Here is a 25,647-nt window from a genome sequence, read left to right as displayed (position 1 = left end):
CTTAAATATCACAAGTTAGATCATGTTCTTTATTGATTGGTAATCATTTTTTAGTATCTCTATCTTGTTTTATTTCTTAAACGAGAGGAATAGGAATATGCGACACCTTTTGTTTTTAGGGGCACTGGTGTTTTTGCTAGAGGGATGTGCAACAACCACTCCCATCCACACAAATAATGCTTGTGCTATTTTGGCACAAAAAAATGGTTTTTTTGACAATTGGGGTAAAGTGTCTCAAAGAGCGGAAATGCGCTATGGAATTCCTATGCCTATCATTCTTGCAACCATTAAGATGGAATCGAGCTTTCGTCACAATGCACGTCCTCCACGCAAAAAACTACTTGGTTTTATCCCATGGAAGCGTCGGTCGACAGCTTATGGTTATGCTCAAGCGCTTGACAGTACATGGGCAATGTATCTTCGCTCGACAGGAAAGTCTTTTGCATGGCGTACGAATTTCGCAGATGCTGCTGATTTTGTTGCTTGGTATCATCGCCAAAGTGTTCAACGCAATGGGGTGAGATTTGATGATGCATATAGCCTTTATTTAAATTATCATATGGGACATGGTGCTTATGCGCGTAGTGGCGGGCATGCCACTACGGCACTCTCACAGGCAGCACAGCGCATGGCAAGGATATCGAGGCTCTATGAACAGCAATTAAAAAGATGTGGATGGCATTAGGGAAGATTTTTGAAAATCTCAATCAGGGAATTGATGTGGTAAAATCATTTGAGGGAAAAATTTTTTATGATACGACAAGGCTGTCTCGTTTTTCTGATCATTCAATGAAATAAATTGTTATTTTTTAGAATAAACTCAAGTAACAGAAAGCTTTTGCAATACACAATATATTTGAAGATACTCTCGACATTTTTACCTCCTTTGTTTAAAAAATTTACAATGGAAACTATCTTCTATTTAGCGCTGGCATTTCGCATTGGGCTAAGTACTAGAGGTTATTGAAGAAAAATTTTAAAATATAATATCATTTTTTATTTTCATTATGCGTATTACTGGCTGATTATTATATGAATATTTTCTTTGTTAAGCGTATAAAATAGCAATTAAAACAAATGCAATTCGGGCATCATAAAAAGGGTAAAATATTCAATATAAAAAAACGAGAAATGCATTAAACGAAAAAACGTTGTTTTGTATAAAGAGGGCGCTACAGTCCTCAAAAGAACTAAGTATATTTAGTATTGTATGAAATAAAACATACTCGTCCATCCAGTCCATTTTAATTGAAAGACGTTATCTTATTGTATTGTAAAAACACTATCGTTTATAGGATGATAAGGTATATGCAACTTTACACACAATGAATATTCAGGGTAGGGAGTATTCAGAGAAAGATTTGTAGCGCCTATGAAGTAACAAGTCAGTCTCCAATGTTGTGATAGCTTTTGCATTTGAGAATATTTATGAGAAGCATTTTTATTCTTTTTCTTAAATTGTTTAAGCATATTGATTTATAAAGATAATATATCGTTATTCATATTAAAGTAAGAATTTCGAATGACGTAGGGTTTTATCGTTTCAGATCTCTTGAGGTTGAATCAATAAAACCATTGGTTTGCACATAACAAGCGCAATTGGCATGTGGATAAAAACTGTGAAAGAAAAGACTAAAAATGTTTTTTATGAACATTCTAAAATGTAAGAATTATCGCCAACATTGGGAATTAGCACAATAATGATGGCGCTACTTTGCTCTCACACCTCAACCTTTCTTGTGATGCGCAAGGAAAAAAATAATTGATTCAATATATTATTTAAGCGTTAATATACCTTAGTATTGAGCAGGTAGATGCTAATCAAAGTGAGTAATTTTTTTGGCAGGACATCTGATCAGATTAAAAATACTCAAAAAAAGCTCTAATTTTCAATAATTGAGAAGTATATTTTAATATTTTATTCTCTACTCTTTGTTTAAGTACTTCATACCTTTTAAAAAGATATCGGTAGCCGACATATTATGATTTTGTGGAAATATTGTGGTAAAGGAAATTCAAACTTTGTCCTTTAAGACAAGGCGTAGGTTAAACAGCACATTTTCTATTTCTGTGCAAAACATAAAAGAATTATCTACTTTCACGGTTGCAACAGTAAAATTTTATAATCCAACAAATGATTAAAAACGTATTATAATATCATTAAAATGCAAGGAACAAGCGCTATTGGAATTATGATTAAATAGCAAATAAACCTTTTAAATTGATGTACACATCCTTTATTATAATTGATTCCCTTGATAGAACAGTTTGTCCTTTTGGTGGAGCTAAGCGGGATCGAACCGCTGACCTCTTGCATGCCATGCAAGCGCTCTCCCAGCTGAGCTATAGCCCCTATAAAAACAAATTTTTCCAAAAGGACAGTATACAATTCCAACTTTTCTAGAACGATCAAAGTTGAAGATCAAGAAGAATTTACATTCAATGGAAAAGATGTCCTTTTTTATTTCTCTTAAGCATCGTCATCATTAGAAACACCGCCTCCGAGAATATTAGTAACGTCATCATCTTCATCGTCACCATCATGAGATAAAAATGTATCATCATCATCACCAAGATCTACATCACTATCTTCTAAATCAGGAAGATCGTCATCTTTAGAATCCTCATCATCCTCTTCAAGAAGCATAAAAGCAGATTTTTCAAGTGCTGTATCAAGCTCTTCAGTATCAACTTCTTCCTCATTGTTTGCTTCAGCTGCTGCAACTTCAAAGTAAGAACGCGGATAAGAAATTCCTGTATAGGGCGACACAATAGGATCGCGATTTAGATCGTAAAATTTTTTTCCTGTTTCTGGATCAACACGTTTAGTTCCAAGTTCTTGTTTTGCCATAAACCGTGCCTCTTTGATTAACTATTATTCCATTAAAAGATAAATTTTATGGTGCTTAATCGAAAAATAATACCTTTGTCAAAGATAAATACACTGTTCCACAGTGATTTTTTCATGACGTCTTTTAAAGCATGTGCTAAAGGATGCACAATTTCATAAAAGTTAGATAGAATTAAATAGAATTTCCATGCAAAAAGCAATCCCTATAACCACCTATAAATCGAGTAGTCTCTCTGGAAAAATTCAAATACCAGGAGATAAATCAATCTCTCACCGCTCTCTTATATTGGGAGGATTAGCAAGTGGTGAGACATATATTCATGGATTACTTGAAAGCGCTGATGTACTCAATACAGCTGCTGCTATGCAAGCTATGGGTGCCTGTATTATTAAAAAAGATGACTTCTGGATCATACGAGGAACAGGGAATGGTTGCCTTTTAGCTGCACAAAAACCTTTAGACTTTGGAAACGCTGGAACAGGTGCTCGTTTGGTTATGGGAATGGTTGGTCCGTATCATATGAAAACAACCTTTATTGGTGATGCTTCTCTCTCTAAACGTCCAATGGGACGTATCCTTGATCCACTGCGTCTCATGGGGGTTGAAATTGAGGCAACGCGCGACGATCATCTTCCTTTAACGCTTTATGGTCCGAAAATGGCTAATCCGATTCGTTACCGTGTTCCAATAGCTTCCTCCCAAATTAAATCAGCAATCCTGCTTGCTGGACTCAATACCGCCGGCATTACAACTGTTATTGAACCAGTTCTGACACGAGATCATACGGAAAAAATGTTAAAAGCATTCGGTGCGCAACTTGAAATAGAAAAAGATAACGAAGGTGCGCGTTTGATTCACCTTAATGGTCAACCCCATCTTACTGGGCAAACGATTCATATTCCGGGGGATCCTTCTTCTGCTGCTTTTCCAATTATCGCAGCCCTTCTTGTAGAAGACTCTGATATCACCATTGAAAATGTTTTGATAAATAACTCTCGAATAGGACTTATCGAAACATTGTGGGAAATGGGTGCTCAAATTGAATTTTTGAACCGACGTCAAACAGGTGGAGAGGATGTTGCTGATCTACGAATAAAATCATCGGTCCTTAGAGGCGTTACGGTGCCCAAAGAACGTGCTCCATCGATGATTGATGAATATCCTGCTTTGGCAGTAGCAGCAGCCTTTGCAGAAGGCAAAACAGTAATGCTAGGAATTGAAGAGTTGCGTGTAAAAGAATCAGATCGACTGTCTGCTGTTGCTCAAGGACTCAAAATTAATTGCGTAGACTGTGAAGAAGGTCAAGATTTTCTTATTGTTTATGGAAAAGGTTCTGCCAAAGGTTTGGGTGGTGGACATGTCTCCACACATCTTGATCATCGAATTGCTATGTGTTTTCTCATTTTTGGGCTTGTATCAGAAAAACCTGTTACTATTGATGATAAACGAATGATCGCTACGAGCTTTCCAGAATTTATTCCTTTTATAAAACAACTTGGGGGAAAAATCGCTTGAAGCCTTTTGTTATCGCCATTGATGGACCTGCAGCCTCAGGCAAAGGAACCTTAGCACGCAAAATTGCTGCACATTATCGCCTTCGCCATCTCGATACTGGTCTTACTTATCGTAGTGTTGCTCATACGCTTTTACAACAAAATTTAGCTCTTAATGATGAAAAAAATGCTATTATTTATGCTAAAGAACTTGATTTTAATACCTTAAATCCTTCTCTTCTTTCTTCTCATGAACTTGGTGAAGCGGCTTCAAAAATAGCAATTAATCCTGCTGTACGCAAAATTCTTGTCGAAAAACAACGCAACTTTGCTAAAGTTTTGCCCGGCTGTGTGCTTGATGGGCGTGATATCGGAACTATTGTTTGTCCTGATGCCGATATCAAGTTTTATATTCTAGCCAATGTCCAAACACGCGCCAAACGTCGCTACCAAGAGATTTTAAAAAAAGGTGTTCAAGCAAATTATCATGAAATCCTAGCTCAACTTGAACAGCGCGACAGTCGCGATATAACGCGCAAACAAAGTCCATTAAAACCAGCAAAAAACGCCCACTTGCTTGATACGTCAGAATTGAGTATAGAAGCAACATTTGAAGTTGCATGCAGTTTTATTGATCCAATCATAAAAATGCATATAATTGGATAAATTCGTTAAGGTAACTTCCAGCCTAGCGCTAACTTTTTTTCCTTTATTCAAGGAAAAAGGCTAAGAAGTTGCTTATGTTAACACTAACCCAGCGCTCATACCTTATAATACAAGGTATATATTAGGAGTTCTTATGTCACAATACAATCCCACAACAGCGGATTTTGAAGCCCTTTTAACAGAATCTTTTCAAACTAATGATCTTAATGAAGGATCTGTTGTTAAAGGTCGTGTTATTGCAATCGAAAAAGACATGGCCATTATTGATGCTGGTCTTAAAGTCGAAGGACGTATTCCTCTCAAAGAATTTGGAGCTAAAGCAAAAGATGGTTCTTTGCAAGTTGGCGATGAAGTTGAGGTTTACATTGAACGCATTGAAAATGCGATGGGTGAAGCTGTTTTATCGCGTGAAAAAGCACGGCGCGAAGAAAGTTGGGTCCGTTTGGAGGAAAAATTCAATGCTGGTGCACGCGTTGATGGAGTGATCTTTAGCCAAGTAAAAGGTGGTTTTACAGTCGATCTTGATGGTGCCGTTGCTTTCTTGCCTCGCAGCCAAGTTGATATTCGTCCCATTCGTGATGTTTCACCCCTCATGCATAATTCACAGTCCTTTGAAATTTTGAAGATGGATCGTCGTCGTGGCAATATTGTGGTTTCACGTCGCACTGTCTTAGAAGAAAGTCGCGCTGAGCAACGTTCAGAAATCGTACAAAATCTTGAAGAAAACCAAATCGTTGAAGGTGTGGTGAAAAATATTACAGATTATGGTGCCTTTGTTGATCTTGGTGGGATTGATGGTCTCTTGCACGTTACAGATATGGCATGGCGGCGTGTTAATCACCCATCTGAGGTGCTCACAATTGGCCAAACGATTAAAGTTCAGATTATTCGCATTAATCAAGACACGCACCGTATTTCTCTTGGAATGAAACAGCTTGAAAGTGATCCTTGGGAAAGCATCAGTGTCCGGTATCCGATTGGTAAAAAAATTACGGGTGCTGTTACCAACATTACTGATTACGGTGGTTTTGTTGAAATTGAACCAGGAATCGAAGGGCTGATCCATGTTTCTGAAATGAGCTGGACAAAGAAAAATGTTCATCCTGGAAAAATTCTGTCTACATCACAAGAAGTAGAAGTGGTTGTTCTTGAGATTGATCCTTCTAAACGGCGTATTTCTCTTGGCTTAAAGCAAACATTTGAAAATCCATGGGAAGCTTTTGCCAATAAATTTCCTGTCAATTCGCAAATTGAAGGAGAGGTTAAAAATAAAACAGAATTTGGTCTGTTTATTGGGCTTGAAGGCGATGTTGACGGTATGGTTCATTTGTCTGATCTTGATTGGAACCGTCCTGGTGAACAAGTTATTGATACCTATAATAAAGGCGATATCGTTAAGGCTGTGGTCCTTGATGTTGACATTGAAAAAGAGCGCATTTCTCTTGGAATTAAGCAGCTTTCCAGCGATAAAGTTGGAGAAGCAGCTGCTTCTGGCGAATTGCGAAAAGGTGCTGTTGTAACATGCGAAGTGATTGCTGTTAACGACAATGACATTGGTGTGAAATTGATTGATCACAACCTTGAGACAACCATTCGGCGTGCTGATCTCGCGCGTGATCGTGATGAGCAACGTCCTGAGCGTTTCGCAATTGGGCAAAAGGTTGATGCTCGCATCACAGCATTTGATAAAAAAACACGTAAAATTTCAGTATCGATTAAAGCTTTAGAAATTGCAGAGGAAAAAGAAGCTGTTGCACAATATGGTTCTACAGATTCAGGTGCTTCTCTTGGTGATATTCTTGGTGCAGCTTTGAAAAAACAAGAACAAGATTAATCATCAATCATTAAAGTTAGTGTTATTATTAAGGTCACTCATTTTAGGAGTGACCTTTTTATTTTCTAAAGAAATTGTCTGCTTATTTTTAAATTATTGAAACAAAAATTATAAATGCTTGCAAATAAAAACAAAAAGTTTGTTTTTTGTCTAACAACGGTTCACTATTCAGATAAAATGCTTAAAATTTAAATAAAAAACGATGTAATTGAATAACAATGGGACATTATGACGTGCATAAGACCTTTCATAAAGTGCTTTTTTTCTCAAAAAGAGAAAAAAGACCATTTTATTAATACGGATTTTCCTCTTCGTGCAATTTATAAGGTACAGGAAGATCTTTATAACTTAGGGCATGATATAGCTTCTGGTAAAGAAATTTTACTCCCTGAATATGAAGGAGTAGAAGATTTTCGCAAGAGATTGAATGAAAATGCTAAACTTATTCTTCATGCCTTTCATACCAGTGATTTTGCTGCCCGAAATGATGAAACCATCGCACCATCTGCTCAATGGCTCATTGATAATCATTACACCATTGATAAAACCATACAAAAGCTACGTCGTAATCTACCCAAGTCCTTCATAAAGCAACTTCCTCTTTCTACACACAAAGCCGGCATACCACGAATTTTTGCTTTAACTTGGCTTTATATTGCGCATACCGATAGCAGCTTTTCACAAGAAACACTCACTGCTATGACCAACGGATTTCAAGAAGTTTGTGCGCTCACAATTGGTGAATTGTGGGCTCTTCCTTCTGTTATGCAAATGCTGCTCATTGAAAATGTCCGTCGTCTTTCAGTCCGTATCGAAAAAGCGCGACATATGCGCCGTCTTGCTAGTCAAGTGGCTGATAAAATTTCTCTTGTAGAAAATAAAACAAATCTACACTCTCTTTTTACGCAGTATAAACCATTCACTGTTGATCCAACTTTTTCAGCACATTTATTCTATCGCCTGCGCAGTGCATCTGTCGATTCAACCGTAGCATTAACTTGGCTTGAAAAGCAATTGAAAAGCCAAGGCAGTAGCTTAGAGATTGCAACAGCTGATGAACATACCCGACAAGCAGCAGATGGTGTGACCATGGGAAATATTATCCGTGCTCTTAAAGCTATAGATGATGTTGATTGGACAGCATGGTTTGAAACAGTGAGTTGTGTTGATTCTATTTTGCGTAAAAATAGTGATTTTTCTGAAATTGATTCTCACTCACGCAATATTTATCGACAAGTCATTGAAAAAATTTCACGCTTTTCGCCTCTTAGTGAGCTGGAAATTGCACATAAAGTTGTAGAAATGGCAAATTCCACTTCTAAAGATATGCCTCATCATTCTTGTGTGGGGTGGTACCTTGTTGATGATGGTCGTGGCATATTTGAAAAGGCTTGTGGGTATATTCCGCCCTTTCTCATAAAATGGACACGCGCTTCTTGTTGCTCAAAATTGAGAGTCATCGCCGTTCCTGTCTCTTTTCTGACGCTTGCTCTTTTGCTGGTAATTTACGCCCTTTTACAAATATCTGGCATGACACAATGGATGTCTTTTTGCTTTACTGTATTGGCGCTTTTTCCTGCTATGGATGCTGCTTTTGCTTTATTTAACACTGTTGTTTCGTGGTTTGTCCCATCAAGACAGCTCATTGGTTATGAATATAAAGAAGGTATTCCAAAACATGCACGGACAATGGTTGTTGTACCTACTTTGATGACATCACGCGATGATATTGATGAACAAGTGCGCAATCTTGAAGTGCACTATCTTTCCAATCCTAAAGGTGCCATTCATTTTGCGCTCATTACAGATTGGGTGGATGCTCCATTGAGAGAAACGCAAGATGATCTTGATTTATTGCACTATGCGCAAAAGAGTATTGATAAACTCAATAGTCGTTATCATCGTGATGAACTTCCGCTTTTTTTCCTTTTACATCGCCGACGCCTTTATAATACAAGCGAAAAATGTTGGATGGGATGGGAACGAAAGCGAGGAAAACTTCATGAACTTAATCGGCTCTTAAGAGGCGATAAAAATACAAGCTTTTATCCTCCCAATCCACATCTTCCTATGGATTGCCGTTTTGTTATGACGCTGGATTGTGATACACGTCTTACTCCAGAGAGCGTCGCGAAACTTGTTGGAAAGCTTAACCATCCACTCAATCATCCCGTTTTTGATCCACAAAGTGGAAAGGTTGTAAAGGGCTATAGCATTTTACAACCACGCATTATTCCTTCTCTTACAACAGGAAAAAAAACATCAATTCTCCAACGGGTTTTTTCTATCAACCGTGGCATTGATCCTTATGTTTTTGCTGTTTCTGATACTTATCAAGATCTTTTAGGAGAAGGCACCTTTATCGGTAAAGGTCTTTATAATATTGATGCATTTGAACAAGCGCTTGATGGCAAAATTAAAGAAAATACTATTCTTAGCCATGATCTCTTAGAGGGAGGTTATGCTCGTACTGCTCTGGTAAGTAGCATAGAAGTCATTGAAGACTATCCAACCGCTTACAATATTGATGTTATGCGTTATCATCGTTGGGTCCGCGGTGATTGGCAGCTTTTGCCTTATCTTTTTTCCTACCGTCAAATAAGTTTCGTGACGCGTTGGAAAATGCAGGATAATTTACGTCGTTCTCTCACTCCACTTATGTGGTTAATCGCAGCATTTGCAGGATGGGCTTTTTTGTCTTTAAAGAGTGCAATCGTCTGGCAAATATTCTTGTTGTTTAGCTCCTTCATTTCACCCATTCTATGTGTATTAAAAACGTTTGTCTCATCTAATATAGATCATTCTTTGCGTGGACATTTTCAATTAATTGGGAACAAAATTGCTCTTACAAGCGCTGATATATTTCTTAAAACGACGTTTCTTGCTCATTCGGCGTATTTTATGACCGATGCGATTATTCGTACACTCTATCGTATGACGATTTCAAAACAGCATCTTCTTGAATGGCAAACTTCTGCCGCAACAAAATCAATGCCCAATAGTTTGCGTTTCTATGTTTTTACAATGGCACCAGCATCGCTTATCGGTGTTCTTACTATAGCACTCCCTCTTTTTTCTGATAGTTTTGCAAGCTTGGTTGCTTTACCTTTTGGGATAGCATGGTTTTTTTCACCCTTTATTGCTTGGATTGTGAGTCAACCTTCAACCTTTCAAGATAGCCTTTATCTTTCTTCAAAAGATGAAAAAAAACTCCGCTCTATTGCACGGCGGACATGGCTTTATTATGCAACCTTTGTCAACGAACAAAACAACTATTTGCCTCCCGATAATTTTCAAGAAGATCCTGAACCTCTTGTTGCTCAACGTACATCGCCTACGAATATTGGCGTTTATCTCCTTTCTATTATTGCAGCACGTGATTTTGGCTGGATTGGTTTTGAAGAGACCATCACCCGTATTGAATGTACATTACGCTCTCTTACAAAAATGGAAAAGTTCCGTGGTCATCTCTATAATTGGTATGAAACGGATACACTTAGGCCTCTTTTGCCTACTTATGTATCAACCGTTGATTCGGGAAATCTTGCCGGTCATTTGGTAACACTCTCTTCTGCGTTAAGTGAATGGGCTGAAAAACCGCCTCTTTTTTTTCAAAGTGATCGAGAAGGCTTATCGGATGTTCTTGCTATTCTTGAAGAAACTGTCAGAGAAATTCCAGATCATAAACCCAGTTTACGCTCTTTACGCCAAAAAATCGAAGAAAACATCACTCGTTTTCATGATTCTGTCTTCACTTTTATAGAACAAGAAAATACGATCCCTTCTCACGTCATAAATCTTTCACTTGCAGCCCACGATATTGTGCACTTAGTCGATGAACTTGACCACAAAATTCAAACGATAGAATCTGCTCGTGCACTTTCTTGGGCTAAATGCCTTATCGATACCTGTAACGCTTATCATCATGATGCGACTGCTCATTGTGATACTGAAAAATTACGTAAAAAACTAAACAGGCTGGCTATAGTGGCACGGCAAATAGCCTTTGATATGAAATTTGACTTTTTAGAACAGCCTAAACGGCATCTCTTATCCATTGGATATCGTGTTCAAGAAAACAAACTCGATGAAAATTGTTATGACCTGCTTGCTTCAGAAGCACGTCTTGCAAGCTTTTTTGCCATCGCAAAAGGAGATATAAAACTTAAACATTGGTTTCGTCTTGGTCGACTTCTCGTACCCATAGGTGGGAAAGGTGCACTCCTATCATGGTCTGGATCAATGTTCGAATATCTTATGCCATCTCTCATAATGCATGAACCTTTAGGGTCTCTCCTAGATCAAACAAATCGATTGATTATTCGTTGTCAAATACAATATGCCCATAAACGGGAATTGCCATGGGGTATTTCAGAAGCCGCATTTAATGCTCGCGATCATTTAATGAATTACCAATACGCTCATTTTGGTGTTCCAAACCTCGGACTCCAACGTGGTCTTTCACGCAATGCTGTCATTGCTCCCTATGCCAGCCTTCTAGCGGCACAATATGCTCCTGCTTGCGCTGTCGCTAATTTAAAACGACTTCGTGATCTTGGAGCTTTAGGAACATATGGTTATTATGACTCTGTTGATTTTACCCCTTCACGCGTGAAAACAGGGGAAAAATACGCCGTTGTACGCAATTATTATGCGCACCATCATGGCATGTCTATCCTTGCTCTTAACAATGTTATTTTTCAAGGGCGAATGCGTGATCGTTTTCACCGTGATCCCTTTATTGAGGCAACACAATTGCTCTTACAGGAAAGAGCGCCTCATCTCATTCCTATTATTCATACCAAAGCTGTTAATCGTATGCGCAATAAGTCTCAAGCATTTGATGCAGCCCCTTTGCGCATTATTACAAACCCGTTACTCAAACCACGAGCGACTTTACTTTTGTCTAATGGCTTTTATTCTACCATGTTAACAGCGAATGGTTCTGGTTACAGCCGTTGGCACGATTATGCGATTACGCGCTTTATTCCTGATGCAACAGAAGATCAACAAGGTACTTTATTCTTCTTGCGTGACACGCATAGTGGACGGTGGTGGTCTGTTACTGGTGAGCCAACACGTGTTATTGAAGAAGAAGCTGTCAGCATTTTTACAGATGAAAAGGCTGAATATACAAAAATGGTTGATGGTATTAAATCAACACTTGAATGTCTTATTACATCTGAAGGATGTGGCGAAGGGAGACGTATTCAATTGATGAATACGACAAATAAAGACCGATTCATTGAAGTGACTTCTTATGGTGAATTAGCGCTTGCCACGATGGATACAGACCAAGTTCATCCTGTTTTTTCCCGTATGTTTATAGAGACAGAAATTGCTGAAGAAGGTAAAACAATTTTTGCCAAAAGGCGCAAACGCTCGCCTAGTGATCCTGAAGTCTATGTTGCCCATTTTGTTTCTAGTACAACAGATATTCTCCAAGAGACAGAAGCTGAAACAGATCGCTCTCTGTTTATTGGTCGGGGGCGATCCATTCATCGGCCCGCTGCATTTGACCAAAATGCTCGTTTCAGTAACAGTCAAGGTTGTGTTCTTGATCCTGTTATGTCATTGCGATGCCGTATAAAAATTTCAGCCCATGAAAAAGCAGAACTTATTTTTTGGACCTTTGCTGCTCATACAAAAGAAGCGCTAAATAATCATATTAAACATTATCGACAACCTGATATGTTTCAAAAAGAACTTTCAATGGCATGGACGCGCTCACAAGTCGCACTGTATCAGAGCGGAACCCAGCTTAAAGAAGCTATTATCTATCAAAAATATGCAACACCGCTTATCTATCCAGAAAGAACGTGGCGTCTTCCTTCTGAAATATTAGCAAAAACGCTAGGAAAACAGTCTGATCTTTGGCCCATGTCTATCTCAGGAGACAATCCACTCTGTCTTCTTAGATTAAATAACGAGGGAAATATAACCGTACTGCGCGAGCTCCTTAAAGCACACGAATATTGGTGTATGCGCGGACTCATTGTTGATTTGGTCATTCTTAATGAACAAACATTTTCCTATATACAAAATACACAACGCGCTCTCGAGTGGGTCTGTGAAACTTATTATCACCACACGCAAAAAGCAGATGAACGCCAACATATTTTCATGCTTCGACGCGATCAAATGAGTGAACAGAGTTTTAAAACGCTTCTTGCATCAGCACGCATCGTTCTTGATGCCCAAAATGGCTCTTTATCTGAACAACTTAAACGACTTGATGAGAATGATTTTAATCTCACAATTCATAAAAATTATCAAGAATCTTATGATCAATTAGACTTGCCAAGATATAACGAAGGAAAGCAATTTACAACGCAAACTGAACAAAATCTTTTTTCTTCCATTGGTCTTATTAGCCAACAAAAACCATCCTCTTTTCTCCCAAATGGAGAAGATCTAAGATATTGGAATGGTTACGGTGGTTTTAATCAGCACAATCATTATGTAATACGTCTTCATGGACGTACCACCACACCACATCCGTGGATTAATGTCATTGCTAATCACAGATTTGGTTTTCATGTCTCTGCTGAAGGTGCAATTTTTACTTGGGCTAACAATAGCCGCGATTATCAACTAACTCCTTGGGCGAATGATCCAACGTCTAACCGGCCAGGAGAAGCTCTTTATCTGGTTGATCGCCAGTCTTTAAAACGTTTCTCACCCGTTTCTACTGTTGAATGTGACGAAAATATTGTCTATGAGGCTTGTCATGGGTTTGGATTCTCAACTTTTAAATCAACACATTCAGAAATCGCATTAGAACTGACTCATACACTTGATCCCGAAAAACCTATTCGCTTTTCACGTCTTATCCTTACGAATGAAGGGAAAAAACCACGTAGTTTACGCCTTTATAATTATGTTGAATGGGTTTTGGGAAATATCCGTACAAAATATGCCCCCTTTATTGTTTTCTCTTATGAGGCCAGATGGGGTGCACATTTTATTCAAAATCCCTATCACATCGAGAAATCTCAACAAGTTACATTTTTATCAGCATCCGAAATGCCAACCAGCACTACGACCAATCGCGCTGAATTTATTGGTGAAACGGGAACCGTAACACGTCCAAATGCGATCCGTAAAGCCGGTGCTCTTTCGAATACCATTGAAGCAGGATGTGATCCTTGTTCAGCATTCGCCTATGATATTGATCTTCAACCAGGGCAAACAAAAGAAATCATCTTCTATCTTGGCAGTGCTGAAAATAGGCAAGAAGCTGAAAAATTACTTAATCAAGTACGTGCAAGTGATTTTGAGATTCAGCTCACAAAACAAAAACAGCAATGGAGTGATTTTGTTTCTCCTTTCCAAGTCAAAACACCGGACGCTTCTTTTAATCTTATGGTCAACCATTGGCTTCCTTATCAAATCTACTCATGCCGCATCATGGCACGCGCAGGCTTTTACCAAGCTAGTGGTGCATTTGGTTTTCGTGACCAGTTACAAGATAGCCTGTCTTTGTTATTGCTGGAACCACAATTAGCACGTGAACAATTGTTAAATGCAGCAGCGCACCAATTTCTTGAAGGTGATGTGCAACATTGGTGGTTGCCTGACACAAATGCTGGTGTTCGTACATACATTTCTGATGATATCGTTTGGCTTGCATATGCAACAGCTCTTTATGTCAATACCACTGGCGATAATGCCTTTCTTGATACGCTCATTCCTTTTATTGAAGGTGATGTTCTCAAAAGTGGGCAACAGGATGCTTATTTTCAACCCACCCAATCCTCAAAGGTTGCAACAGTTTATGAACATTGTGCTTTAGCTTTAGACCTTGCCATTAAACGCTGCGGACCACATGGTCTCCCTCTTATTTTAGGTGGGGATTGGAATGATGGCATGAATTTGGTCGGTGTGGAAGGAAAAGGCGAAAGCATTTGGTTAGGATGGTTTCTTGGGCACACATTACAAGCATTTATCTCTTTAGCCAAAAAACGTGGTGACAATAGCCATATGCAAATATGGAGTACGTACCTTGAACATTTAACAAAATCCCTAGAGAAAAATGGTTGGGATGGTGCTTGGTATCGACGTGGTTATTTTGATGATGGAACGCCTCTGGGCTCTAAAGTCAATGATGAATGTCAAATTGATACCATTGCTCAATCTTGGGCTGTCATTTCTCAAATGGCATCGCTTGAGCGCCAAAAACAAGCAATGACATCAATGCTGGAACATCTCTATGATAAAAAAGGTGGACTCATTCGCCTTTTTTGGCCGCCTTTTGATAAAAGTACGCTCGAGCCTGGTTACATAAAAGGTTATCCTCCAGGAATTCGAGAAAATGGTGGTCAATACACGCATGGTGCCATTTGGAGTATTTTTGCGTTGGCTGAAATGGAACAAAACGATAAAGCTTATGCTTTATTTTCTATGATAAACCCAATTACCCACGGACAAGATCCTGAAATTTATCGTGTTGAACCTTATGTGATGGCCGCAGATATTTATGCTGTTGAACCACGATGTGGTCAAGGCGGTTGGACTTGGTATACAGGTTCAGCCGGTTGGTTTTATCGCGCCGCAACACAAGCTATTCTTGGAATACAGCGTCAGGGAGACCTCTTGTTTTTGCAGCCACATTTACCCTCTATTTGGCCAAAATATGAAGCAACAATGAAGTTTTATGATGCCGTTTATAGCATTAAAGTAAAATGGGGACCTAAAAATATGCTCTATGTTAATAGCAAAGAATATACCGAATTTCATACAGGGATAAAGTTACAAAAAACAGGTCAGCATGAAATTATACGTATTGTCAAATATTAAAGATGAAAGATGAAAAAAGAGAGCAGACTTTTTTATTCTTGCCCAAAACTGTAGAGTTGTTATATTGCACCGCCTATATTAGCCGTGTTGGTGCATAATATTTTAGATTTTATGAAACTGAAAGAAAAAGGTTATGAATCATCCGGATATTGCTAGACGTGTTTACAATCATACTTGGAAACTTGATCCCATTATTCGTTCACTTCTCGATACGGATTTTTATAAGCTTCTTATGGTGCAGATGATTTGGGGGTTATATCCTAATGTTGATGTTACTTTTTCCCTCATAAATCGCTCTAAAACAATACGTCTTGCCGATGATATTGATGAGAGTGAATTACGTGCTCAACTTGATCATGCTCTTAGTTTGCACTTTACAAAAAAAGAAATGATTTGGCTTGCTGGTAATACATTTTATGGACGCAAACAAATTTTTGAACCGGATTTTCTTCAGTGGCTTGAGAATTTTCAACTCCCAGAATATGAACTAACCCGTAAAGATGGCCAGTATATTCTTCATTTTTATGGTTCGTGGGCTCATAGCTCTATGTGGGAAATTCCAGCCCTTGCTATTATAAGTGAATTACGTTCACGTGCTGCTCTCAAAAAACTAGATCGTTTTGCTCTTGATGTACTTTATGCGCGTGCTAAAGCAAAAATGTGGAGTAAAGTTGAACGTCTCAAAAAATTGCCTGATATTAAAATATCTGACTTTGGGACAAGGCGCCGCCATTCTTTTTTATGGCAGCGCTGGTGTGTGGAAGCATTAAAAGAAGGGATTGGTAATTCTTTTACTGGAACTTCTAATGTTCTTCTTGCCATGGATACGGATTTAGAAGCTCTTGGAACCAATGCACACGAATTGCCCATGGTTATTGCGGCTCTCAGCAATAACGATGATGAATTACGCAGAGCTCCGTATCAAGTCTTGCAGGATTGGAACCGTTATTATGGTGGAAATCTTCTCATTGTTTTACCTGATACCTTTGGTACAGAAGCATTTTTACGCAATGCACCAGATTGGGTAGCTGATTGGACGGGTTTCAGACCCGATAGTGCGCCCCCTATTGAAGGTGGCGAACGTATTATTCAATGGTGGAAAGAAAAAGGAAAAGATCCATGCAAAAAACTTCTAATTTTTTCTGATGCTCTTGATGTCAATACAATTGAAAAAACCTATCATCATTTCCATGGTAAAGTGCGCATGAGTTTTGGGTGGGGCACGGATCTTACCAATGACTTTACAGGCTGTGCACCTCAGGAAATCGAAACTCTTGATGCTCTTTCCCTTGTTTGTAAGGTGACCTATGCCAATGGTCGACCAGCCGTGAAACTTTCAGATAATCCTGAAAAAACGATCGGTGATTCAAAAGAAGTACAACGTTATATCAATTTTTTTGGTAATACAAAGCGAATTGCTAGACCTATAAAGACGTAGTTTTCGGCTCTTTAAACAAGTATATTGCCTCAACATATTGTTTATAAGATTGATTTTTGTTCTGCCCTAAGGATGAGGATTCTTAACCTTTGCTGGTCTGAAATAGTTCGGCTGTTTTTTGAGCAGATTCTACTTAGTCTATCAACGCATACGCTTCACTTACATAAGGCGCGATAGATAAGACTTAAAAATATTCACTACGCATTAAAAAAATACTTAACGCGCTAGGGAAGTTTAGCCAAGGAGGCTTCCTTATATCATTTGTCATAAATAACAGTGTTATACAGCATAACAAGATACTATCATTTTGCATGTTGAATGAGCGTGCGCGAGTATCATAAGTTTTTCTCATTTCAATCCTGTTAAATCAAGCACACTAATCCCCTTGCATATATGAAGGTTTTCAAGTTTTAAGAGTTATTGTTGTAGTTTGACAGTAGGTTTTATACTAAGTGGAAAGAGGCGGGATTAAGTAGGAATACGTGGTAATTTGTTGTTTTATGTACAATTTTTACCATTAAATGCGCGTTTTATCAAAATAGATTTTGACACCTAAAATTACAAAAATTACCGAAAATCAGAAAAAAGTGCGTTTCCATAGTAAAAATGAGAAAAGGCTTTCAAAACCCTTTGAGAACACCTTTAAAACTCTTTGAAAAAAATAAATTGGTACAAAATCTAGTGTCAAAATATACAAAACCAGATGACAAGCTACAATTGCAACATTAGAAATTACTAAGGCAACATTGGAGGATGATAAATAGCATGGTGACTATCGGTATGCATTTTGCAAGGCAAGGATGATGGTGCTCAAATAGATTTTATACACTTTACAGGAGATTTTACTTTATCCATGTATGGTCTGCTATTATGAAATGAGTAAAGCGTTGAGAAATGTTTCATTAAAATAAATGTGTAAATAACATGATTTGGGAGACCTTTTGTTTTACGTGAGGGGCATGACTTCATTAAAAAACAGAGAATGCAATAATATTTTTATTTCGAATAAGCTTTATATCAAGACAGAGAAATTATTTATTCGCATATTATAATAAGAATGCGTGTATGTATAAACCATTTGAAAAATTCTGTTGTTTCTTATGAATTATTCTTAAGTTAAGAACAGATGTAACCTTAAAGATTGATATAATAGACCGGCTTCTTAACTGTATAAGTATAAAAATGAGGGTATTTAGTAAGCTTTGTATTATATCCTCATTAAGAGATATGAAAACAAACGAAATGTCTATCATATCAATGACTTTTCAATGATGTATATATAGAGATTCATACAAACATGCTTTACAAAAATAATGACTCTCTTCCATGAATGTGATTTCTCATTGTTTACCAAGTGAGAACATTTTGAGTGTTCGTAAACAATCTTCTTTGTTCATAAAAATTATTTCACAAACATATTATTAATTAATTGCGCTCAAAAAGCTTGCTATTTCATATGTATTTTGGATATGGAGAGCTTATATTCAAAACTTAAAAGTCCTCATAGTTTTTACAAATAAGTCGAAGCTAAAAAGAGTATCTCATAAAGCCTTTTTTATCATTAAGAAGATGGACGTGTTACAATATAAATGGCAATCAGCAATAATATAACCGCAACAAGTAAGGAAATCCATAAAGGAGGGTGTAGCATTACGAAAAAGGATAAAAATCCTCCTGTCATACTCATCATTGCAAAAACTTTAACGAATGGAGAGATTGCTTTTTTTTCTTCCCATCGCTTAATAGGGGGACCAAAAATACGATGATTATTCAACCATTGATGAAAACGTGGAGAAGAACGCGTAAAACACCATGAGGCAACCAATAAAAAAGGCACCGTTGGCATAATAGGTAATACGACACCGATAATACCTAATATAACCATCGCCCACCCTGCTATATAATAGCAGATACGTAAAGGGTGCGATATCTTCGAATCTTTTTTCATTCTCTCGTACTATTTTCCTCTACGCAAAACCCTATACAAAAACATTGTATCTGTTTTTTTCTGTTTACATGTCTGAGTGCACAATTACGCTCTACCCCTTCATGCGTAAGTGTCTTTGCTGTTATAAGTTCCTTGAAAATACCGAATAGCTTACACAATATGATAATCATTTTAAATGATTTCAAGAAAAGAGGAGAGATTTTAGAAAAACAAAAAAATAAAAAGGCTGCAGAAGAAATCAATGCAGCCTCTTAATTAAGAATGCAGTGTTGGGGGGGGAGAAAATGTACTGCACTCATCTGCTAGATATTAGGAGGAAAAACAACCTAGCACCCCAGACTCTAATTAAAATAAAAATGAGAAACAATATATAAAAATGCATGGCTGATATGCATGAATTTTAACACTTTCAAGTTTCTTGAACTGTGTTTCGACGAAAGAAAATCATCATGAAAATAGCCATAAAAATCAACGTCAAGATCAACACAATTGTGGAAGCAGAATCAGAGCCGATAAATAAGCTGAGATAAATCCCTAAAAAACCAGAAAAAGCTGCAACAAGTATCGCGATCATTAACATAAAAGAAAACCGCTTTGTGACAAGATAGGCAATTGCTCCTGGTGCTATCAGTAAAGAAATAACGAGCACGATACCGACAGCTTTCAAAGCTGCAACAATTGTAAGAGAAATCATCGTTAGAAGGGTATAGTGGAGTAGAGATATTGGTAACCCCATTGCACGTCCTTGAACTGTGTCAAAAATATACAGCATAAAGTCGCGCCATTTTGCTGCTAAAATAAAAGTGACAACAGCAGAAATGATTGCCGTCTGCGTTATATCAAGCCAGTTAACACCCAAGAGATTACCAAATAGAATATGATTCAAATCTAAGCTACTATAAATAGACGTGGCTAAAACAAGCCCTAAACCAAACATTGAAGAAAAGACCACGCCCATCACCGTATCCTGTTTGATACGGCTATTGCTCCCTAAAAAACCCGTTAATAGTGCACACACCATTCCTGCAACAAAAGCACCGCAAGTAATCAAAGTCATTGTAATATTCTCTGGACGCATATGCTGAAACCAAGCAAATGGCAAAGAAGTTAAAAATGCGATTACCCATGGTGTTGTCATATAACCAACAACAACACCTGGAAAAACTGCATGAGAAATGGCATCGCCTAACAGCGCCCATCCTTTCAAAATAAGAAAACAGGAAAGCATCGCCATGGGAATAGAAAGAATCATGACAATAAGCATACCCTTAAGCATAAAAGAAAACTGAAACGGAAGCAGTAATTGATCAATCATGATAATATTACACCCTTTTTTGCTGCATTTATGCGTAAGCGCGCGGCAATAAACCCATGTTTAGGAGCAAAAATAAAAGCTAAAACAAATAAAGATGCTTGAAAAAGCACAACAACCCCCCCCGTTTGTGCATTCAAAAAATAACTCACATAAACACCCAAGATACTTGTGAAGGTTCCAATTACAACTGCAATAACCAAGATGTTCACGAAACGATCACTTAAAAGATAGGCCGTTGCCCCAGGTGTCACAACAAGACAAATGACTAAGAACGCTCCAACGGTTTGCATCGCAGCAACGGTACAAGCGGCAAGCAATGTGAAAAAGAGAATCTTTAAAAATTTTACGTTTAATCCAATGGCATGCGCATGCGTCTCATCAAATAACGAAACAAGAAGATCTTTCCATTTCAAAAGCAATATAAGCAACGAAACAAAGCCGATAAAAGCCAATTGTAGAATATCTGTTGAACTAACTGCTAAAATATTTCCCAAAACAATCGTATCAATATTAACAGCCATTGGTTTTAATGATTTGAGAAACAACCCAAAGGCAAAAAAGGAAGAAAAAATGAGCCCAATAATGGTATCTTCTTTAAGTTTTGTCCGGTGGTTAAAAAAGAGCATTGCTGCTGCTGCAAGACCACCAGAAAAAAAAGCGCCAAGTGAAAAAGGTAACCCTAAAAGGTAAGCTCCTGCTACACCAGGAACAATCGAATGGGAAAGTGCATCACCAATCAATGACCAACCTTTTAACATCAAAAAAGCCGAAAGAAAGGCACAAACACACCCAACTAATCCAGAAACCCACATTGCATTCACCATATATTGATAGCTCAGTGGCTCAAGCAACCAAGAAATCATGCAACGTGCTCCACTCTTTCAATATCTTCACAAACGGCAGACTGCTTTCTTCCCATGAAAACATCATTTTTTTTTGTGGTTTGAAGATCAAAAATATGGTGGTGCAAAGACCCTCCAAAAGTTTTCTCCAGATTTTCCTTTGTAAAGATTTTTTCTGTTAACCCAGAAGCTAAAACGGTCCCTTTTATTAAAACTGTATGATCACAAAATTCGCGAACAGAACCCAAATTGTGAGTTGAAACCAAGATCACTGCTCCTTCTTTACGAAGATCTTGTAACAAAGCAATGATTTTATCTTCTGTTGTAACATCAACCCCTGTAAACGGCTCATCTAATAAAATAGCTTTTGCTTTCTGTGCAAGAGCGCGCGCTAGGAAAACACGCTTTTTCTGTCCACCAGAAAGTTCTCCAATTTGGCGCTTGGCAAAAGCCAACATATCAACGCGTTCTAAGGCAATACGAACGGCTTCATAATCTTGTGTACGGGCATAGCGAAAGAAATTCATATGACCATACCGCCCCATCAATACAACATCTTCGACCAAGACAGGAAAATTCCAATCAACATCTTCACTTTGAGGAACATAAGCAATGAGGTTTTTTTTCAAAGCTATATCAACAGGTAAATCAAACATGCGAATTTTTCCCTTTGAGGGGCGTACAAACCCCATAATCGCTTTAAATAACGTTGACTTACCGGATCCATTAACACCAACCAATGCCGTAATAGAACCCTTTGGACTTTCAAAATTCACTTCGCGTAAAGCTGTATGTCCATTACGATATGTTACCGTTACTCCTTGGGCAAATATTCCACATTCCGTCATTGGCTTTTTACTCCCTCTACTAAAGCATTGCTAATACGCCCACTCGTGACACGTAATAAATCAATATAAGTGGGTACCTCACCATTTTTCTCACTTAAAGAATCAACATAAAGAACACCACCGTATTTAGCCCCTGTTTCTCTGGCAACCTGCTTAGCAGGCGCAGGGGAAATAGTGCTTTCAGAAAAAACTGCATGAATATTGTATTTGCGAACCATATCAATAACATGCTTGACCTGCTGTGGTGTTCCTTGTTGGTCAGCATTGATGGGCCATAAATAAAGTTCTTTTAGATCAAAATCACGCGCCAAATAGCTAAAAGCCCCCTCACTTGTCACAAGCCAACGTTTGTCTTGCGGTACAGCTTCTAATTCAGCCCTAATTGGATCAATCGTTGCACGAATTTTCTGTTTATAAATTTCAGCATTCTGTTTATAAATTTCAGAATGTTCAGGATCATATTTTACAAAAGCATCGCGAATATTATCAACGTAAATCAAAGCAGAGGTCGGTGACATCCACGCATGAGGATTAGGTTTACCGCTAAAGGGGCCCTCACCAATTTTAATGGGTACAATACCTTTTGAAACAACAACACTTGGAACATCCTTGATATTTTGAAAAAACTTTTCAAACCAAAGCTCTAACTCTAAACCATTCCACAATACAAGGTTAGCTCCCTGAGCACGCATAAGATCGCGTGGGGTGGGTTGATATTCATGAATTTCCGCACCTGGTTTTGTAATGGATTCAACATCAGCGGCATCACCTGCTACATTGCGTGCCATATCAGCAATGATAGTGAATGTCGTAACAGCTTTAAATTTACCAGCACACAAAGCAAAATTGGGTGTAAAAAAAATAACACTTCCAAAAACTATGGTGAAAAACGTTCTTACGTTCATTGATTCTCTCTTTCCTTTATATGCCTTCTTTTTATTGCAAATAATTTGCATTATCATTTAGCAATAGCAGTTATCTTTTACATTTGCAATGAAGGATTAAGAGAAAAATAACTTTTCAAAATGTTTAAAAACAGTTTTTTCATATTGAAAAAATTGATGATTTAAGCAGCTTGTTTTGGTAAGGAGGTCCCCTTTCAAGAAGTTCTATAGCTCTTGAATGCCAAACAAAAAGGGAGCACTCAAAGATGCTCCCACTTCATGTAAAATATCTCATAAAAAATGAGAATACTCAGTAGCGTAAATATGCACCTGTCATTTTGGTAACATTATCCACGATCTTTGAGGCAAGCTTTTCTAAATCTTCATCCGTTAGAGTCCGTTCTATGGGCTGAATAGTTACTTCAATTGCAACAGATTTTTTATCTTCACCAAAGCTTAAATCTTCGAAAACATCAAAAACTTGCACTGAATGAATAAGTTTTTTATCGGCTCCACTTGCCGCCCGAATAATAAGAGAAGAGGCAACAGTTTTATCCGCTATAAAGGCAAAATCACGCCGCACCATTTGAAAAGGTGAGAGTTTCAAAGGAGGACGGCTTTTGGTCGTTTTTTTCTTTGATTCTGGAATTCGGTCTAGAAAAATTTCAAAGCCGCATAAAGGGCCACTGACATCTAACTTTTCTAATGTAGCAGGATGAAAAACACCAAAAAAACCAAGAATAATCTTTGATCCAAGTTTTATGACACCTGAACGACCAGGATGATACCAATCTGGTGCTCCAACTTCAATCTGCACTTTCCCAATATCCATATCACATGCTTCTAAAATAGCTAAAGCATCTGCTTTGGCATCAAAAACATCAACGACGGTTGCATTTCCATTCCAAAAGCGCCCAGCACCTTTAAATTGCTCTGTTCCGCGACGAATCCCACTAACAACACGGTGTTGTTTATCAGGGGTGTCGCCCTCATAAATACTGGAAACTTCAAACAAAGCAAGATCGGAAAAACCACGATCAGCATTTCTTTGTGCCGCCATAATCAAACCAGGTAAAAGGGAAGGACGCATCATTGACATATCAGCAGCAATAGGATTAACCAATTTAAGCTCTTCTTGACCTCCTCCAAAAGCAAGAGCTTGATTTTCAGAAATAAAAGACCATGTTACCGCTTCTTTCATACCGCGTTGCACTAAAGCCAAACGTGTAGCACGTGAACGAATTTGTGCGCATGTTACAATCTGATCTTTTTCTTCTACGAAGTTTTCCAAAGGAATAGGTTTAATTTTATCTAACCCATAAATTCTCATGATCTCTTCCACCAAATCGGCTTTACCCATAATATCAGGGCGCCATGATGGTACTTTTACCGTAACGATATCTCCTTTTCCTTCAACAAAAAATCCAAGTTTTGTTAAAATAGAGATGATTTTTTCAGGCTCTATTTCCAAATTTGTTAAACGTTTAATTTCAGAAAAAGGAAAAGCGATCTGTTTGATTTCTTGTTGCTGATAGCCAACGATCCTCTTCTTAGATACTTCACCACCACAAAGATGCAAGACCAATTCTGTTGCAATCTCAAGCCCTGTTTCTATAAAAGCCGGATCAACACCTCGTTCAAATCGATAACGTGCATCACTGATAAGACCTAATGCTCTTCCTGTTTGTGCAATGCTTTGCGCATCCCAAAGCGCCGATTCAATAATAACGCGATGTGTTGTTTCATCACAACTCGTTCTTTCTCCGCCCATGATACCGGCAATCGAAACAACTCCCTCGTCATCTGCAATGACACAATTCTTAGCGCCCAAATGATAGATTTTTCCGTTCAGGGCTTGAAGCTGTTCTCCCTCACGCGCACAACGTACACACAAATTACCTTTAATTTTATCTGCATCAAAAACATGGAGTGGACGACCAAGGTCAAAACTGATGTAATTGGTCATATCAACAAGCGCATTAATCGGTCTCAAACCAATTGCATTCAAACGCTGTTGCATCCACTGGGGTGATTCGCCATTTTGAACATTGCGTACTTCACGCCAAGCAAAACCTAAACATAATGATGAATCTTGCGAAAAATCTAATGAAACATTGAGAGGTGTTTCAAAGGAAGACTCAAATTTTGGTAAAGACAATTCTTTTAATTGTCCGATTCCTGTAGCGGCAAGATCACGGGCAATACCACGAACACCTGTGCAATCGGAACGATTAGGGGTCAAACCAATATCAATGACCGGATCATCTAAACCAGCATAAGCTGCAAATGAACCTCCAATAGGACTATCTTCTGGAAGTTCAATAATCCCATCATGCTCATTCGATAATTCAAGCTCTGCTTGTGAACACATCATCCCAAAACTTTCAACACCACGGATTTTTCCTACAGATAATGTTACATCAAGTCCTGGAATATAAGTACCTGGTAGTGCCAGAACACCAATAAGACCTGCACGCGCATTTGGTGCTCCACAGACAACTTGAACAGGTGTGGAAGTCCCTGTATCGACGGACAGAATCTGGAGTTTATCTGCATCAGGATGCTTTATTGCTGTTAAAACTTTTGCAATCACAAAACCTTTTAAAGAAGATCGATCATCAACGGAGTCAACTTCAAGACCGATAGCTGTTAGTTTCTCACAAATTTCATCCAAAGATGCATTTGTCTCTAAGTGATCTTTTAACCACGACAATGTAAATTTCATTTT

The 25,647-nt window shown here is 38.1% G+C and carries 13 protein-coding genes and 1 tRNA gene; 6 read left to right on the top strand and 8 right to left on the bottom strand.

Features of this window, described 5'->3' with window-relative positions; all coding sequences use genetic code 11:
- The first annotated feature begins 97 nt into the window (after positions 1-97).
- Entirely contained in the window at positions 98-685 is a 588-nt protein-coding gene (locus tag ACFIK0_RS00380; RefSeq protein ID WP_273790243.1) for a hypothetical protein, read from the top strand.
- 1,592 nt (positions 686-2,277) lie between these two features.
- On the opposite strand, the gene ACFIK0_RS00375 is transcribed toward ACFIK0_RS00380, so the two are convergent.
- Both ACFIK0_RS00375 and ACFIK0_RS00370 read right to left on the bottom strand, forming a co-directional pair.
- A tRNA-Ala gene (locus ACFIK0_RS00375) sits at positions 2,278-2,353 on the bottom strand.
- A 117-nt stretch (positions 2,354-2,470) separates the two neighbouring features.
- Entirely contained in the window at positions 2,471-2,851 is a 381-nt protein-coding gene (locus ACFIK0_RS00370) for a TIGR02300 family protein (protein WP_273790244.1), read from the bottom strand.
- 187 nt (positions 2,852-3,038) lie between these two features.
- Here ACFIK0_RS00370 and aroA point away from each other — a divergent pair, with 187 nt between their 5' ends.
- The 5 genes from aroA (at position 3,039) to pncB (ending at position 17,082) form a co-directional block, all read left to right on the top strand.
- Positions 3,039-4,367: a 3-phosphoshikimate 1-carboxyvinyltransferase gene (gene aroA / locus ACFIK0_RS00365; RefSeq protein WP_375663319.1), complete on the top strand. Its 1,329-nt coding sequence runs from the start codon at positions 3,039-3,041 to the stop codon at positions 4,365-4,367.
- On the top strand, positions 4,364-5,011 hold the full coding sequence (gene cmk / locus ACFIK0_RS00360) for a (d)CMP kinase (protein WP_375617510.1): 648 nt from the start codon (positions 4,364-4,366) through the stop codon (positions 5,009-5,011). The genes aroA and cmk overlap by 4 nt, the downstream gene beginning before the upstream one ends.
- Before the next feature lie 133 nt (positions 5,012-5,144).
- Positions 5,145-6,845, top strand: coding sequence for a 30S ribosomal protein S1 (gene rpsA / locus ACFIK0_RS00355; RefSeq protein WP_026500132.1), 1,701 nt, complete (start codon positions 5,145-5,147; stop codon positions 6,843-6,845).
- A 228-nt stretch (positions 6,846-7,073) separates the two neighbouring features.
- A complete protein-coding gene (locus ACFIK0_RS00350; protein ID WP_375663318.1) occupies positions 7,074-15,644 on the top strand; it encodes a GH36-type glycosyl hydrolase domain-containing protein in 8,571 nt (2,856 codons plus the stop codon).
- Between the two features lie 133 nt (positions 15,645-15,777).
- Positions 15,778-17,082 carry a nicotinate phosphoribosyltransferase gene (gene pncB / locus ACFIK0_RS00345; RefSeq protein ID WP_273790248.1) on the top strand — a complete coding sequence of 435 codons (1,305 nt, stop codon included), beginning with the start codon at positions 15,778-15,780 and terminating at the stop codon, positions 17,080-17,082.
- Positions 17,083-18,643: 1,561 nt separating this feature from the next.
- On the opposite strand, the gene ACFIK0_RS00340 is transcribed toward pncB, so the two are convergent.
- From ACFIK0_RS00340 to pheT, 6 genes are all read right to left on the bottom strand, one after another.
- On the bottom strand, positions 18,644-19,030 hold the full coding sequence (locus ACFIK0_RS00340; protein ID WP_273790249.1) for a YbaN family protein: 387 nt from the start codon (positions 19,028-19,030) through the stop codon (positions 18,644-18,646).
- 409 nt (positions 19,031-19,439) lie between these two features.
- A complete protein-coding gene (locus tag ACFIK0_RS00335) occupies positions 19,440-20,345 on the bottom strand; it encodes a metal ABC transporter permease (RefSeq protein ID WP_273790250.1) in 906 nt (301 codons plus the stop codon).
- Entirely contained in the window at positions 20,342-21,208 is an 867-nt protein-coding gene (locus ACFIK0_RS00330; protein ID WP_273790251.1) for a metal ABC transporter permease, read from the bottom strand. The genes ACFIK0_RS00335 and ACFIK0_RS00330 overlap by 4 nt, the downstream gene beginning before the upstream one ends.
- A complete protein-coding gene (locus tag ACFIK0_RS00325; protein WP_273790252.1) occupies positions 21,205-22,035 on the bottom strand; it encodes a manganese/iron ABC transporter ATP-binding protein in 831 nt (276 codons plus the stop codon). The genes ACFIK0_RS00330 and ACFIK0_RS00325 overlap by 4 nt, the downstream gene beginning before the upstream one ends.
- Complete coding sequence (locus ACFIK0_RS00320; RefSeq protein WP_375630541.1) at positions 22,032-22,940, bottom strand: metal ABC transporter substrate-binding protein; 909 nt, start codon at positions 22,938-22,940, stop codon at positions 22,032-22,034. Before ACFIK0_RS00320 ends, ACFIK0_RS00325 begins: the two co-directional genes overlap by 4 nt.
- Positions 22,941-23,229: 289 nt before the next feature.
- A complete protein-coding gene (gene pheT / locus ACFIK0_RS00315) occupies positions 23,230-25,644 on the bottom strand; it encodes a phenylalanine--tRNA ligase subunit beta (RefSeq protein WP_375663317.1) in 2,415 nt (804 codons plus the stop codon).
- Between the last annotated feature and the right edge of the window lie 3 nt (positions 25,645-25,647).

Source organism: Bartonella sp. CL63NXGY (assembly GCF_042194905.1).
Taxonomy (GTDB): Bacteria; Pseudomonadota; Alphaproteobacteria; order Rhizobiales; family Rhizobiaceae; genus Bartonella.
The sequence above is the reverse complement of the archived record's forward strand: the minus strand, read 5'-3'. Positions and strand labels throughout refer to the sequence as shown.